11 protein-coding genes and 2 pseudogenes are annotated in these 14,807 nt (G+C 55.9%); 9 read left to right on the top strand and 4 right to left on the bottom strand.

Annotated features, from left to right (window positions below; genetic code table 11):
- The first annotated feature begins 292 nt into the window (after positions 1 to 292).
- Together potE and JN403_RS25845 are read left to right on the top strand one after the other, a co-directional pair.
- Positions 293 to 1,702: a putrescine-ornithine antiporter gene (gene potE, locus JN403_RS00670; RefSeq protein WP_205484806.1), complete on the top strand. Its 1,410-nt coding sequence runs from the start codon at positions 293 to 295 to the stop codon at positions 1,700 to 1,702.
- Positions 1,699 to 3,983: pseudogene (locus tag JN403_RS25845) on the top strand (Orn/Lys/Arg decarboxylase N-terminal domain-containing protein). The gene potE and the pseudogene JN403_RS25845 overlap by 4 nt, the downstream one beginning before the upstream one ends.
- Before the next feature lie 42 nt (positions 3,984 to 4,025).
- Here JN403_RS25845 and JN403_RS00660 read toward each other — a convergent pair.
- From JN403_RS00660 to JN403_RS00645, 4 genes are all read right to left on the bottom strand, one after another.
- Positions 4,026 to 4,298, bottom strand: a complete 273-nt coding sequence (locus tag JN403_RS00660) for a hypothetical protein (protein WP_122622760.1) — start codon at positions 4,296 to 4,298, stop codon at positions 4,026 to 4,028.
- Between the two features lie 103 nt (positions 4,299 to 4,401).
- Positions 4,402 to 5,250 (bottom strand): HPP family protein, encoded by an 849-nt coding sequence (locus JN403_RS00655; RefSeq protein ID WP_205484805.1) that lies wholly within the window; start codon positions 5,248 to 5,250, stop codon positions 4,402 to 4,404.
- 187 nt (positions 5,251 to 5,437) lie between these two features.
- Entirely contained in the window at positions 5,438 to 5,719 is a 282-nt protein-coding gene (locus JN403_RS00650; protein ID WP_172610658.1) for a hypothetical protein, read from the bottom strand.
- 474 nt (positions 5,720 to 6,193) lie between these two features.
- Positions 6,194 to 7,372: a sugar transporter gene (locus JN403_RS00645; RefSeq protein ID WP_205484804.1), complete on the bottom strand. Its 1,179-nt coding sequence runs from the start codon at positions 7,370 to 7,372 to the stop codon at positions 6,194 to 6,196.
- A 393-nt stretch (positions 7,373 to 7,765) separates the two neighbouring features.
- Here JN403_RS00645 and JN403_RS00640 point away from each other — a divergent pair, with 393 nt between their 5' ends.
- The 7 genes and pseudogenes from JN403_RS00640 (at position 7,766) to JN403_RS25205 (ending at position 14,788) form a co-directional block, all read left to right on the top strand.
- Positions 7,766 to 7,969: a DUF6021 family protein gene (locus JN403_RS00640; RefSeq protein WP_122535404.1), complete on the top strand. Its 204-nt coding sequence runs from the start codon at positions 7,766 to 7,768 to the stop codon at positions 7,967 to 7,969.
- A 393-nt stretch (positions 7,970 to 8,362) separates the two neighbouring features.
- Positions 8,363 to 8,827: a hypothetical protein gene (locus JN403_RS00635; RefSeq protein WP_205484803.1), complete on the top strand. Its 465-nt coding sequence runs from the start codon at positions 8,363 to 8,365 to the stop codon at positions 8,825 to 8,827.
- A 644-nt stretch (positions 8,828 to 9,471) separates the two neighbouring features.
- Positions 9,472 to 10,970, top strand: a pseudogene (locus tag JN403_RS00630) (class I SAM-dependent DNA methyltransferase).
- Entirely contained in the window at positions 10,967 to 11,158 is a 192-nt protein-coding gene (locus JN403_RS00625; RefSeq protein ID WP_205484802.1) for a hypothetical protein, read from the top strand. The pseudogene JN403_RS00630 and the gene JN403_RS00625 overlap by 4 nt, the downstream one beginning before the upstream one ends.
- Entirely contained in the window at positions 11,151 to 12,686 is a 1,536-nt protein-coding gene (locus JN403_RS00620; protein ID WP_205484801.1) for a class I SAM-dependent DNA methyltransferase, read from the top strand. The genes JN403_RS00625 and JN403_RS00620 overlap by 8 nt, the downstream gene beginning before the upstream one ends.
- Positions 12,683 to 13,897 (top strand): restriction endonuclease subunit S, encoded by a 1,215-nt coding sequence (locus JN403_RS00615; RefSeq protein ID WP_205484800.1) that lies wholly within the window; start codon positions 12,683 to 12,685, stop codon positions 13,895 to 13,897. Before JN403_RS00620 ends, JN403_RS00615 begins: the two co-directional genes overlap by 4 nt.
- The gene (locus JN403_RS25205) at positions 13,898 to 14,788 is read left to right on the top strand and encodes a type I restriction endonuclease (RefSeq protein ID WP_240356771.1); all 891 of its coding nucleotides are present in this window, start codon (positions 13,898 to 13,900) and stop codon (positions 14,786 to 14,788) included. It abuts the gene before it with no gap.
- Positions 14,789 to 14,807: the final 19 nt, after the last annotated feature.

Here is a 14,807-nt window from a genome sequence, read left to right as displayed (position 1 = left end):
GCTTGACCCCTTGCCCCTTCCGGAGTACGAGGTGTTGCCGCTCCGCGACCTGGCCGTTGATTGACATAGATCAATACCCCGCCGGTTCTTGACGCTATCCTCTTTTGCCTTCGGCATACGCCGCCATCTCTCTGAACTCACAGTTCTTTTCAATCTTATTAATCCTTCAAAAACATAACTAGCCCGAGCAAGGGTGGCTTGTCGCCAGCAACTAGCGATCGGCTGTTTCTTGATTAACAAGAATCCTTTGCTATAGCTAAACCCTCTCACTTCCTTCAAATAGGGCAAAGGAATGTCAGTCGCTAAGAAAATGAGCGTCGGCCAGCTCACGATGTTGACTGCGGTCAACATGCTGGGGTCCGGCATCGTCTTGCTGCCTACCAAACTGGCCGAGGTTGGCGGTATCTCCATCCTTTCGTGGTTGATCACCGCCACCGGCTCACTGGCTCTGGCCTACGCCTTTGCGCGATGCGGCATGCTCAGTCGCAAGACCGGTGGCATGGGCGGTTACGCTGAATATACCTTCGGTAAATCGGGCAACTACATCACTAACTACACCTACGGTTTGTCGTTGTTGATCGCCAACGTGGCGATCAGCATTACTGCGGTGGGATATATCCAGACGCTGTTCGATATCAAGTTGGGTTCGCTTGAAGTGGGCCTGGCGACCATTGCTCTGTTGTGGATTACCACGTTCGCCAACTTCGGCGGCGCGAGTATTACCGGCAAGATTGGTGCAGTGACCGTGTGGGGCGTTATTGCCCCTGTGGTGCTGGTGTCGACAATCGGCTGGTTCTGGTTCGACAGCAGCACTTACGCTGCAGGATGGAATCCCCATGACAAAACCTGGTACGAAGCCGCGGGCGCTTCGGTGGCGATCACGCTGTGGGCGTTTCTCGGCCTGGAGTCGGCGTGCGCCAACGGCGATGCGGTGGAGAACCCCGAGAAGAACGTGCCCATCGCAGTGCTCGGCGGGACCCTCGGCGCAGCAGTGATTTATATCGTGTCGACCAACGTCATTGCCGGCATCGTCGATAACGCAGAACTGGTTTCTTCCACCGCACCCTTCGGGCTGGTGTTCGCCAAGATGTTCAACCCCATGATCGGCGACATCATCATGGGTCTCATGGTCCTCGCCTGCGTCGGCTCGCTGTTGGGCTGGCAGTTCACGGTGGCTCAGGTATTCAAAAGCTCCGCAGACACCGGTTACTTCCTGCCGATCTTCGCCAAGGCCAACAAGCACGGGGTGCCCATCATCAGCATGCTGATTCTACTGGCGATCCAGACCGCACTGGCGCTGTTGACCATCAGCCCCGACCTGGCCAAGCAGTTCGACACACTGGTGAATCTCGCGGTGGTTACCAACCTGGTGCCGTACATCCTGTCGATGGCGACGTTAATGACGCTGCAAAAGGTCTCCAACGTGCCACCGCAAAAGGCGCTCATCACCAACATCGTGGCCGGCATCGCGACCGCGTACAGCTATCTGGCGCTGTACAGCTCCGGCGCTGAAGCGTTGATGCTCGGCGGGGTAGCAACCATCGTCGGCTACACGCTGTTCGGCTTCGTCAACACTCGCCTGATCAAACTTGAAGCGCTGAACAACAGCGTGCCGACCCAGACCGTCGCGGCGCAGCACATCGTCGGCGAGCCGATCCCCGTCAATAACCTGAACCTGGCCACCCTGGAGACTCGACCATGAGCGACAACAGACACTTGCTCGGCATGCTGGCGCTGCTGGTCAGCAGCCAGCCCGACAAACGCAGCGTGTTCGGCCGGGCGCTGATCCAGTTGATCAGCGACGTCGAAGACCGCGCCATCAGCGTGCTGACCTCCGAAAGCCTGAGCGATGCGAAGTCGATTCTCAGCTCTGATCCGGCGATCCAGTGTGTGTTGCTCAGTTGGGAAATGGACAGCAGTGACGACCACAAGGAATGCATCGATCTGCTCACCACCTTGCGTGAGCGCAACACCCGCGTGCCGGTGTTTCTGATCAGCGATCGCAGCACGGCGTCGAGTGTGCCGCTGATCGTCATGCAGCACGCCGATGACTTCATCTGGTTGCCGGAAGACACCAGCCGTTTCCTCAGCGGACGCATCATGGCGGCCATTGAACGCTACCGTCAGGCGGTGTTGCCACCGATGTTCGGCGCGCTGCTGAAGTTTGCCCGCAGCTACGAATATTCATGGCACACCCCGGGCCATGCCGGCGGCACGGCGTTTCTGAAAAGCACCGCAGGCCGCGCGTTTTACGAGTTTTTTGGCGAGAACCTGCTGCGCTCCGACCTGTCGATTTCGGTCGGTGAACTGGGCTCGTTGCTCGACCACAGCGGCCCGATCGGCCAGGGCGAACGCTATGCGGCGAAGGTGTTTGGCGCCCACCGCACGTATTACGTGACCAATGGTTCATCGATGTCCAACCGGGTGATCCTGATGGCCAGCGTGACTAGGGACCAGATCGCCCTGTGCGACCGCAACTGTCACAAGTCCGCCGAGCACGCGATGACGCTGTCCGGCGCGATCCCGACCTACCTGGTGCCCACCCGCAACCGCTTCGGCATCATCGGCCCGATCCTGCCGCAGACCCTGAGCGCCGAGGCGGTCAAAGCGGCCATCGCCAGCAACCCGCTGGTCAAAAGCCACATCGACCCGACGCCCGTGCATGCCATCGTCACCAACTCCACGTACGACGGCCTGACCTATAACGTCACCCGCGTCGAAGAGCTGCTGGGGCAGAGCGTTGACCGGCTGCATTTTGACGAAGCCTGGTACGGCTATGCGCGGTTCAATCCGCTGTACAAAGACCGCTTCGCCATGCACGGCAGCCCGGACGATCACGATCCGTCCAAGCCCACCGTGTTCGCCACGCAATCGACCCACAAGTTGCTTGCGGCGTTGTCCCAGGCCTCGATGATTCATGTCCGTAACGGCCGCAACCCGATTCCCCACGGGCGGTTCAACGAGTCCTACATGATGCACGCGTCGACCTCGCCCAATTACGCGATCATGGCGTCGTGCGATGTCAGCTCGGCAATGATGGAAGCGCCCAGTGGCCAGATTCTGACCAACGAATCTATCGAAGAAGCGGTGGCGTTCCGGCAGGTTATCTCCCGCATGCAGACTGACATGCAGAGCCGCGACGACTGGTTTTCTCCTGCTGGCAGCCGCCTTCAGTGCAGGTCGGGGCGACGGCGATTCCGTTTCACGAGGTCGATCCCGTCCGGCTCAAGACCGATCCGAATTGCTGGGTCTTGCACCCCAACGAGGTGTGGCACGGCTTCGGCGACATCGAAGACGGCTACTGCATGCTCGACCCGATCAAGGTGTCCATCCTCAGCCCGGGCATGGGCGACGACGGCAACCTCCTGGAATTCGGCATTCCGGCCTGTGTGCTCAGTGCTTATCTGGGGCATCAGGGAATCATCGTCGAGAAAACCACGGACTTCACCATCCTTTTCCTGTTTTCCATCGGCATCACCAAGGGCAAGTGGGGAACGTTGGTCAACGCGTTGCTGGACTTCAAACGCGACTACGACACCAACCTTGAGCTGGAGCTTTGCCTGCCCGATTTGCTCAGCGCGAATCAGCAGCGCTATGCCGGGATGGGGTTGAAGGATCTGGCGGAAGATATCTTCGCCGCGATGAAAGAGACCAAGACCACGGCGGCCATGTCCAAGGCGTTCGGCACATTGCCCAAGGCAGAGTTCAGCCCGGTGGAGGCGTACGAGAAGTTGGTCAAAAACGAAGTGGAGCAGGTCACCCTGGAAGAGGCCGCGGGGCGCATTGCCACGACGGGTATCGTGCCGTATCCGCCGGGCATTCCGCTGTTGATGCCAGGGGAAAACGCAGGGCCTGCGGACGGGCCGTTGCTGGCCTATCTTCGGGCGCTGGAAAGCTTCGATCGGTCGTTCCCCGGCTTCACTCACGACACCCACGGGATTGAAAACGAAGCGGGGATTTATCGGATGCTGGTGCTGAAATAGCTACAGTGCTGAGGGAGGTGAGCCGGGTGGCGCACCTCCGGCTCAGTTACTCTGGGCCTTTTGCAGCGCCTGCTGCGTCAGCGCCACGCACTCACGCCCGCCGTCATCGTTGTGCCGCGCCAAGGCCGCTTCGGCGCGGTGCACGGTCGTGTCGATATCGCTTTTGACCGCGTCACTGAGGTTGGGATTGGCGATTTTTGCGTCACGAACCTTGCTCAGGTTCATCTGGCACTGATTGTTGTCGTCGTTGGCATTTGCCACGAAGGGCAGGGCACATGCAGTCAGGAGCAAGCCGGCGAGCAGGGCGTGTTTCATGTGGGTTTCCGCAGAAGTAGGGATGTGGCTCGTTATCTGTACGAGCTTTGCGCATCAGACCTCAGATTCCGGATTTCCGCCAGTGGGTGCTTGGCGCGAGCTGTCACTTGACCAGCGTGATGATGCCCACCACTTTCTTGTCCTCGTCCAGCACCGGCAGGTATTTGCTGTCATTCCTGGCCAGCATTTTCATTGCGTCAGCCATCGAGTGCTCAAGAGACAGGCTTTGCGTGCTGCGCGACACAATCCGAGCGGCGTCGATATCGGAACGGTTGCGCCGCAGCGCGTGTTCTTCGGTCTTGTGCAGAATCTCCTCGAGGTCCTCGCGAGAGACATCGACGAACTCGCCCATTTCTTCTAGCGCTTTGTCCAGATCTTCAGCATTGAAACCGTCGCTGTTGAGCGGCACTTGCTCGGGCACCGGCAGCTCCCTGGCCTGCGCCTTGGGGTAACGCACCCTGGTCAGATTGTTGTAGATGAGCGCGCCGGCCAGCAGGCATACCGCGTTGAGCATCACCGGGCCAAGCACGTGCAGGCCCATGGGCGACAGCTCGTTGTTCGACGTGACGATGCAGATCGCCACCGCGGCAGCGGGCGGGTGCAGGCAGCGGAACACGCACATCAGCAGGATGGACGAGCAGACCGCCAGGCTGGCGGCGTTAATGGTGTTGCCAAGCAGCCTGATCGACAACAGCGCTACCAGTGCGGCGATCAGGTAACTGCCGAGAATTGACCACGGTTGAGCGAGCGCGCCGGTCGACACCGCAAACAGCAGCACCGCCGATGCGCCCACCGGACCCAGCAGGTGCAGCGTGATATCTATGCCGTACAACTCGCGGCAGAACACAGCGCTGACGAAGATGCCCAGGCACGCGCCAATTGCGGCGCGCCACCACTCGGCAGGATGAGTGTTAGACGAATGGGGGATGAAACTGCGTAAGAGGTTTTTCACGATCAGCAAATTTTATAAGGGGGAAAAGTGCTTGGGATTCTCAATGCATTGGCCAACGAAGGCAAACGTGAACAGAGCCAGATTCACGACGCCGGAGACGCGGGGCAAATGCGGCAAAAAGAAAAGCCACCCATGTCGCCAAGGTCGGGGTTACCTGGCTGCATGGATGGCGTTGTTCAATGCTGCGTTACGCGCTGCGCGACTGAGCTGACTGTCGAGCTCGGCGTGCAGGTCGGGCCTCTTCAACTTCCAGCAAGTGCATGGCCAATACGTCAGTCAAGAACCGGAACTGATCATTGAAACCCACCACCTCATTGCTGAAGTGGTTTTCCGCCGACGGCATCATGAAGCCGCCGAAGCGATTGTCCTCAACGAGACCATGGCTATTTTTGCGGGCGATGACATGTTGTGAGTAATAGTTCTTTCCGAATGTGGGAAAGCTAACGTGCAAAGTGACGTCTCGGGTCATGTCGATTGCTCCGCATTTAACAGCAAGTTTAAAGCGTGAAAGGTGCTGATAAGTGTCAGCTACTTGGCCTTAGTTGGCCGGTGCCACAACACGACTGTCCGCTTCGTCCGCGGTCATCAAGACCGATCCCAGATCGAAGAGTTTGAGGGCGACGACGTAGCTGGTGAGCGCTGCGAGCGTCAAGCAAGTAAGGAGATGAACGATCATTTTCCTGCCCTCGGTCGTGTTTGGGTGTGAGGGCGATGGTACGCCCATCAGTTTTGAGCGGAAGGCATTCGCGGGAATGTTGGTTATCGATGGGAATGATGGATCGGTCGCTGTGGCGCGGCGAACGCAGTTCATGGAGGAGTGAGTTTGCCCACGAATACGGCCTTTCAGACGCTGGCTGTCTAGCGGATACGCAACTGTCTGCGAGGAGGCTTGAGCGACATTACGGTCGCTCCCGCCTTCCAGACTGCGTTCGGCGTTTCGCCTTTATGCCCGAATGGTTTCGCCATAGCGATGGGTCGCCAGGCACGCCAGCAGCAAGCCGCTGATCGCTACCATCCCGCCGACCAGACCGATATTGGCCACGCCGAGCTGGCTGATCACCACACTGCCGAGCAGCGCGCCGCCGCCGATGCCGATGTTGTAGATGCCTGAATGCAGCGCCATTGCCACGTCCGTAGCGTCCGGCGCCATCGCCAGCACCTTGGACTGCATCACCAGACCGAAGCACATGATCGCCATGCCCCAGACCACGCTCAGCACACCCATCGACGATGAGTTGCCGGACAGCGGGAGCAACAGAATCAGACAGGCCGCCAGCGCGCCGATCGCGGTGATTAGCAGGCCGCGCGGGTAACGGTTGTTGTAGCGGCTGAAGATCACCGAACCGACGATGCCGGCGCCGCCGAACAGCAAGAGGATGACGGTGGTCATGTCGCCGGTCATCTTCGCCACGAGCTGTGCGAACGGTTCGATGTAGCTGTAGGCCGTGAACTGCGCGGTAACCACCAGAGCCGTCAACAGATAGAGCGACATCAATGCCGGGCGCTTGAACAGCATCGGCAGGCTTTGCAGCGAGCCCGAGTTCTGGCTTGGCAGCAGCGGCAACGACTTCATCAGCACCAGCACGGTCAGGCCTGAGGCAATGGCAATCGCCAGGAATGTTGCGCGCCAGCCCAGCGCTTCACCCAGCACGCGCCCCAGCGGAATGCCAAGCACCATCGCCAGCGCGGTACCGGTGGCCAGCAGGCCGAGGGCTTGAACCTGCTTGCCTTCCGGTGCGACGCGTACCGCCAGCGATGCCGTGACCGACCAGAACACCGCGTGGGCCACCGCAATACCGACGCGACTGACCAGCAGCATGCCGAAGCTCGATGACAGGCTCGACATCACATGAGCGGCGATGAACGTCAGAAACACAAACAACAGCAACTTGCGTCGCTCGATGTTGCGGGTCAGCAGCATCATCGGCAGCGAGGTCAGCGAGACGATCCACGCGTACACCGTCAGCATCAGGCCGACCTGTGCGGTGGTCATGTCGAAGCTGTGGCCGATGGCGCTCAACAAACCCACCGGCACGAATTCGGTGGTGTTGAAGATGAAGGCTGCCAGGGCCAGCGCGATGACGCTCAGCCAACTTCCGGTGTGTGCGTTAGTGGTATTCATTAAAACGAATGCCCTCCTGAAGAATTCGGTTGGCCGCGTCCCCAACAAAAACGCCGACAAGCAGGAAGACCGCTCGAGGCGTAGGCCTGGGCGGTGCATGCGGTCAGCTGAATATTATGAGTATGGGGAGATGCGACGAGATGTTGCGGATTCTACGCCGTTGTAAACGTTGTCACAACGCAGGTCCGGGTTGAGAGGGGCGTTCATTTGTCGCAGGCTCGCTACCTCTGTGGCTTCTGGCATCAGCAAAAGAAAGAGGGAGCAGTGAGATCCGCGTTCGACGTGAGGCGCCGTTGACGAAACCGCCCGTCTAATCCGCGGCACTTGGAGCGCTCGCGGGCTTCTGATGGTCATGGTGCGGACAACTCGCACGTAAACGAGGAGATCGAATTCATGGCTAATGACACTTCGCTTACAGGGACCAGCGCGCAGACGGATCCGGATAAGGATCTTGGGTTTAATGAAGAATCGCCCGATGTCTCCGATCCGCAGGTTGACCCTACTGAGCCCGCGCGTACCGAGAATGACCCGGTGACCGAAGAGCCAACCACTCGCCGTGGGAATGATGAGCCGTTGCCGGGGAAGGGCGGGGTCTGATCAACTCGCGCTGAACCTAAAAGCCCTGCTGATTCGAGCGGGGCTTTTTTTGTGGATTTGGCGGTGTTCTACGGCAGTGCGGTGTTTTTAGGGTAACGAGCATTCGCGATAGGTCACCGCTCTCAGTGGGACCGGCTTTAGCCGGGAAGGGGCCGGTGTGAGCGCCATCACTTCCTTAATGCTGACCCACGTGTTTTGAGTGTCTTCCTGCCCATCTCGCGCACCTTACCGGCCGGAAGTGAACAAGATGAGTACAAGCGCTGTTCCGATCGGAGTGGCGATCTGATTTCTCGATCCGCACCGAAACGAATGCTGGGTTGGCGCCTGACCTGCGTGCCAAGATCGAGTAACCGTGTAACACCAATTCGAAGTCGATATTTACAAGGAGTCATCGTGCGTAAGACGCTTTGTGTCCTCATTGCCCTGCTGTTGGGAGGCTGCGCTTCGAAAGTGGTGGAGTATGCCGCAGCCCCGATCAACGACGAGCAGGCAAAGTCTGTGATTGAGCAGGTGCTCATGGAGCAGCCCCAAAAGACCAGACCCGAGCAGGTCATCATTACCTCGGAATACATCGCTTACGGCAACGGCGTAGTTTCCGAGACCAATGGATTCGCGAGTGCGATGCCGTTAGGCAACGGCGCTTTCGCTGCGGGCACGTCGAGAACCCATTCGAAATCGCTAGTCACGCGAATTTATTTCAACTCAATTGGCGACGTGAAGCTCTACTCCAAACGAGGACGGTGGGTCGTCATCACCCGCAGTCAGGCGGATTCTGTTTTGAACAATGTGCTGGTGGACAATCAGGCAAAAGCTCAACGATATGTGGATTCGTTGGTGCACTTTAGAAAGGGATTATGACGGCTTGGCTTGCGCCGGCGCGGTGTCCAACACATCAAAATCCAGGCACAAAAAAGACGTCCGAGGACGTCTTCTTTTTGGATTTGGTGGGCCGGGGTAAGTTGAACAGGATAGTTAACTTCTTGATTATCTAGAATAATTTTATTTTTTTGATTTGTGTGGAATACCTTTTGGAATACCACGGGTTTCCGCATGGTTGTGTGGGTCAGAGAAGTCTCTTGCCTATAATCTCATGCTTGAACTAGATGAAATTTAGCAACCTATTGACTTAATAAACACTTTTCCAGATCTCGTCGTGCGTCTGTCTCGTCGCCATCAAAAGGTGGCAGCGTGGTGTGCATGGCCGTTTCTCACAGGGATGAGTCTCGCATCTCCTGGTGGTTCTCGGCGTACGGTGATGGGCGAAGGCGCTGCCATCCCTCAGTCAAAGGGCACTAAGGGCTCTATTTCAGGCGGCTTGTCCAGCGATATCTCTGTCAATAGTCTTGATTGACCTGAAGCGTTTCCACCGTCACAGCGTTTAGGCCGCCGTACCTTCCACTCGCGGGGCCTCCTTTCCAATGAGATCCAGTACACTTGCCCATCTCTAGCCAGCCAAAGGAGCAGGCTACCCGAACAGCTGCTCAAGATTTATTCGAGTGAAAATGACCCTGATTAATTTAAAAGACCTTGAAGCCCACCTATGGCACGCCGCGCACATCATCACCGGTCCCATTGACGCCTCTGACTACAAAACTTACATATTCCCAATCCTGTTCTTCAAGCGGATCTGCGATGTATATGACGAAGAGTTTGAAGAGGTGCTGGCCAAGGTTGGAAGCGAGGACCTGGCGCGCCAGAAGATTTTCCATCGTATTCAGGTTCCCGTTGGCAGCCATTGGGATGACGTGTTCGACAGGCCCCGCGATATCGGCAAGGCACTCAAGGATGCTTTTTTAGGCGTAGAGCAAGCTAACCCCCAGTTGCATGGGATCTTCGGCGACGCCAGCTGGACCAACAAAGAGCGCCTATCAGATGAGCTGCTAGCTACGCTGCTCAACCACTTCAACGAAGTCGACCTAGGGGTTGCCAGCGTTCGTAACGACGATATGGGGCGCGCCTACGAATACCTGATCAAGCGCTTTGCCGACAAAGCTAATAAGAAAGCCGGCGAGTTCTACACCCCGCGTACCATTGTGCGGCTAATGGTCAACATTCTTGACCCCAAAGCGGGTGAGAGCATTTATGACCCGGCTTGCGGCACGGGCGGCATGTTGTTGGAGACCATTCATCACGTTCGAGAAAACGCGGGTGATCCCCGGCTGCTGAAGCTAAAAGGTCAGGAAAAGAATCTGACCACTGAAGCCATTGCCCGCATGAACCTGTTTCTCCATGGTCAGGAAGACTTTGAGATTGTTCGTGGCGATACCCTGCGTGAGCCCAAATTTCTGACCTATGACCGTCTCGAAACCTTTGATTGCGTCATCGCTAATCCACCGTTCAGCCTCAGCGAGTGGGGATATGAACAGTGGGCGGAGGACGCCTATAGCCGCAACACATACGGCCTGGCCCCGAAAACCAACGGTGACTTCGCTTGGGTGCAGCATATGTTCACCTCCCTCAACGCCGATGGACGCATGGCGGTGGTGCTCCCCATGGCGTGCTGTTCCGTGGTTCGGCAGAGGGCAGTATCCGCACCAGCCTGCTACAAGAGAACCGCATCGAAGCCATAATTGGCGTAGCCCCCAACCTGTTTTACGGCACAGCTATCCCGGCTTGCATCCTGTTGCTGCGCAAGCAGCGCCCTGATGTGCATCGTGACCATGTATTGATCATCAATGCCGAGGAGATCTTCACCAAAGGGCGTGCGCAGAACACCCTTAGCAATGTCCAGGCGGATCAGATCTACCGGATCTATCTGGAGCAGTACCAGCAAGGCCCTTCTGCCACAGCATTGGAAGGCGTAGCGCGCTGGGTTTCACTGGGTGAAATCGAAGAAAACGACTTCAATCTGAACATTGCCCGCTATGTACAAAAGCCACTGGAAGAAGAGACCATCACCGTCGAAGAGGCGCTGAAAGACTTCCAGCAGAAACTGGCCGTACTGGAGCAGGCCGAGCAGGAGCTAGAAGAGCTGCTGATCAAGGAAGGGTTTGAGCTATGAACGACCGTGACATTCTCGACAATGTCGGCGAGATCTCCCGAGAAATGTCCAAGCGGTACGCCGAGTCACAGTACGAGCAGTTTCATCAGCAGCGCCAACATGAAGTTGTCGTCGGCGCAGACAAACGCCTCGCCGACCTAAGCCAGCTTGCTCATCAGCTATCAAACAAGACTTGTAAGAATGATTGAGTACCAGAAAAATCAAGCCTCCCAGCTCGGCAAAAAGAAACTCGAAGACCTTCTTTGGGGAGCGGCCGAGTTTCTGCGTGGGCAGATCGACGCTTCCGACTACAAACAGTACATCTTCCCGCTACTATTCTATAAACGCTTGTCCGACGTTTACTTGGAAGAGTATGTCGAGGCCATGGAAGTCAGCGAGGGCGATGTAGACTATGCCGACATGCCCATGTTTCACCGCTTCCATATTCCCCAGGAGGCGCGCTGGGAAAAGGTGCGCCACACGAGCAAGAACATCGGCGAAGCCATCCAGAATGCCCTGCGCCTAATCGAGACCCACAACGAACGCCTGCACGGCGTATTCGGCGATGCCCAGTGGACCAACAAGGAGCGCTTGCCTGACCACCTGCTGGCCGACCTGATTCAGCACTTCAGCAAGATCCCCCTGGGTATCAAGTCGGTGGCCCAGGACGACCTGGGCGAAGCTTACGAATACCTGATCAAGAAGTTCGCCGACGACTCTGGCCACACCGCTGCCGAGTTCTACACCAACCGCACCGTGGTGCACCTGATGACTCGCATCATGGGTCTAAAACCCGGTGAAACCGCCTATGACCCCACCTGTGGCACCGGCGGCATGCTGCTTAATGCAGTGATGGACCTGCGTGCGGCAAGCAAAGGGCTCGCAGCGCAGAACCAAGAGTGGCGCAGCGTCAAACTTTATGGCCAGGAAGTGAACCTACTCACCTCCGCCATCGCCCGTATGAACATGTTCCTGCACGAGATCGAAGAGTTCGAAGTGCTACGCGGCGACACCCTCGCTGAGCCAAAATTTATCGAGGGCGACCAGCTCAAGCAGTTCGACGTGATCTTCGCCAACCCGCCGTACTCAATCAAAAAATGGAACCGCGACAAGTTCGCCGCTGACCCATATGGCCGCAATTTCTATGGCGTGCCACCGCAGGGCTGCGCCGACTATGGCTTCTACACCCATATCATCAAAAGCCTGAAGCCCGACACCGGCCGCGCCGCCATGCTCTGGCCTCACGGCGTGCTGTTCCGCGATTCAGAGCGGGCCATCCGTAAGCAGGTAATCGAGTCGGATATTATCGAAGCAGTGATCGGCCTTGGCCCCAATCTGTTCTATAACTCGCCGATGGAATCCTGCGTAGTCGTGCTCAACTGCAACAAACCCATCGAGCGCAAAGGTAAGATTCTGTTTATCAACGGCATCGAATATGTCACCCGCGAGCGCGCCCACAGCCGACTCTCGGATGATGATTTGGCTGTACTGACCGATGCCTACTTTGCGCCGGCCAAGCAGCCGGCCATTACCGCGCTGGTGGATATAGAGGCGGTTCGCGAGAACCAGCACAATCTATCGATTCCGCTTTATGTGCAGGCCGTCGATGACGAGGAAGTGCATGATGTCGAACATGCCATTGAAGCCTGGAAAGTCAGCCGAATCCAGTTAAAAAAGCAGACCAATAAATTATTTACGATCCTCGCAAATTTAGCTTGTGGGGTGGAGAAGAAATGAGTGGAATTCCTGCAGTCAAGTTTGGTGACATTTGTCGAGAGGTAAAAAGTAGCACTAAAAATCCAATCGCAGATGGATATGAACACTATGTTGGATTGGAGCACCTAAGTACCGGATCCCTAAATGTCGAGCGCTGGGGTTCAATTGTAGATGATAAACCAACATTTACTCGGGTGTTTAAAAAGGGCCAGTTGTTGATTGGTCGTAGGAGAGCTTATTTAAGGAAGGCGGGCATAGCTGGTTTTGACGGAATTTGTTCGGGAGACATAATTGTTGTCGAGGCTAATCGTAGTAATAAGTTTTGGCGCCTGCTTCCATATGTTGTTCAGTCAGATCCATTTTGGGCTTGGGCGGTTAAAACCTCTGCGGGTGGTCTTTCGCCAAGAACAAAATTTAAAGACTTGGCGGATTTTTGTTTTTGTGATTTGGATGAAACGGTAGTTCATGGGCTAGAAAAAGCGCTAGAAAGTTTAGAGCTTGCTCTGAGTGCGTCGCAATCAGCAGGAAATAGTCTTTCGAATCTATGTGGCTCAATAGTAGATAGCGCTACTCGGTTTGGTTTGAGGCACGAGCCGCTTAAGAAAAGTACGCTGGGTATGACTCCGGAATCATGGAGTGTATTGCCTTTTAAAGAGGTTTTTGCAGTTGACTCAAAAAACGGCTTATATAAGCCTCAAAGTTATTATGGCAGCGGCCACAAAATGGTGCATATGGGGGAAATGTTTAGAGGTAGAACTCTCGATGATCACTGTATAGAGAACTCGGTAGAAGTGAGTGAGAGTGAGTTCAGTTCTTTTTCTTTAAAGAGCGGGGACTTACTGTTTGCTCGCCGATCCTTGGTCAAAGAGGGCGCTGGAGTGTGCTGTATTTACAAGGGTAGAGAACTTTGTTCGACTTTTGAGTCTTCTATAATTAGAGTTAGGGTTGATTCGGAAAGAGTCAATCCAGATTACTATAGTTACTTTTTTCGCAGCCGCTTCGGGCGCTGGATTATGGAAAGAATAATTCAAACTGTGGCGGCGTCAGGCATTACAGGTACGGACTTAAAGAACATGCTTGTTCCTGTTCCGTCGAAAAGTGAGCAGGATGAAATTGTTGATTTGTTAAATGCAATAACGTTGTTGGATTCGGTTGCCGCTAATGCCAGCTCGAAAAGAAATAATTTGTTGAGGAGCTTGGTCTCTCAACTAGTTAATACAGTAGAGGTTTAGATGTTTAACGAACAAACCGTCACCGAAAATGGAATTATCGACCGTCTAAAAAAATTAAACGGGGTAAAGTGGACTTACTGCCACGGCGATAGCCTGCCCAAGAAGGCACAGGATATCTTTGTCGATGAGTGGCTAAAAGACGCGTTATGTTCGTTAAACCCCGCTATCAAAAAACAGCCGGATTACGCCGATGAAGTGATCCACAAGCTGCGCGGTGTGCTGTTGGAGGCGTCGCACAGTGGCTTGGTCAGGGCCAACGAAAATTTCCAAGCATGGCTGCTGGCGGAAAAAACCTTGGGCTTTGGCGAGAATGGTGAACACGTCACGATCAATCTGATCGACTTCGACAACCTCGACAACAACCACTTCGTAGTGGCCCAGCAGGTGCACTATGTAGCGGCTGGCGAGGTGTTCTTCGATGTCGTGCTGTATGTAAACGGCATCCCGCTGGTGGTAGGTGAAGTGAAAAGCGCCACTCGACCCAGTGTCAGTTGGCAAGACGGTGCCGCTGACTTTATGGGCGGTAAGAAGCACTATTGGCAGCATGTGCAGGCCTTCTTCGTGCCCAACCTGCTGTGCTTCGCCAGCGAGGGAAAAACCTTTGCCTACGGCGCCATCAATGCTCGGGTCAAGGATTGGGGCCCCTGGTACCATACTGATCAGCGCGAGGAAATTCCTGCCACGCTGGCCTCCGTGCTGGCGAGCGCCGAAGGGCTACTGAACCCGCAAACCCTGCTGCAACTGCTGGCCTCATTCGCGCTGTTCTCTACCCATAAAACCGGTAAAGATACGCCACCCAGGCGCATCAAATTGCTGCCGCGTTACCCGCAGTTCGAGACGGCCAAACTGATTGTCGAGCGGGTTAAACAGGGTTACCCGAAAAAGGCCTGATCTGGCACTTCCAGGGTTC

It is taken from the genome of Pseudomonas sp. 15A4, from assembly GCF_016925575.1.
Classification (GTDB): domain Bacteria; phylum Pseudomonadota; class Gammaproteobacteria; order Pseudomonadales; family Pseudomonadaceae; genus Aquipseudomonas.
The sequence above is the reverse complement of the archived record's forward strand: the minus strand, read 5'-3'. Positions and strand labels throughout refer to the sequence as shown.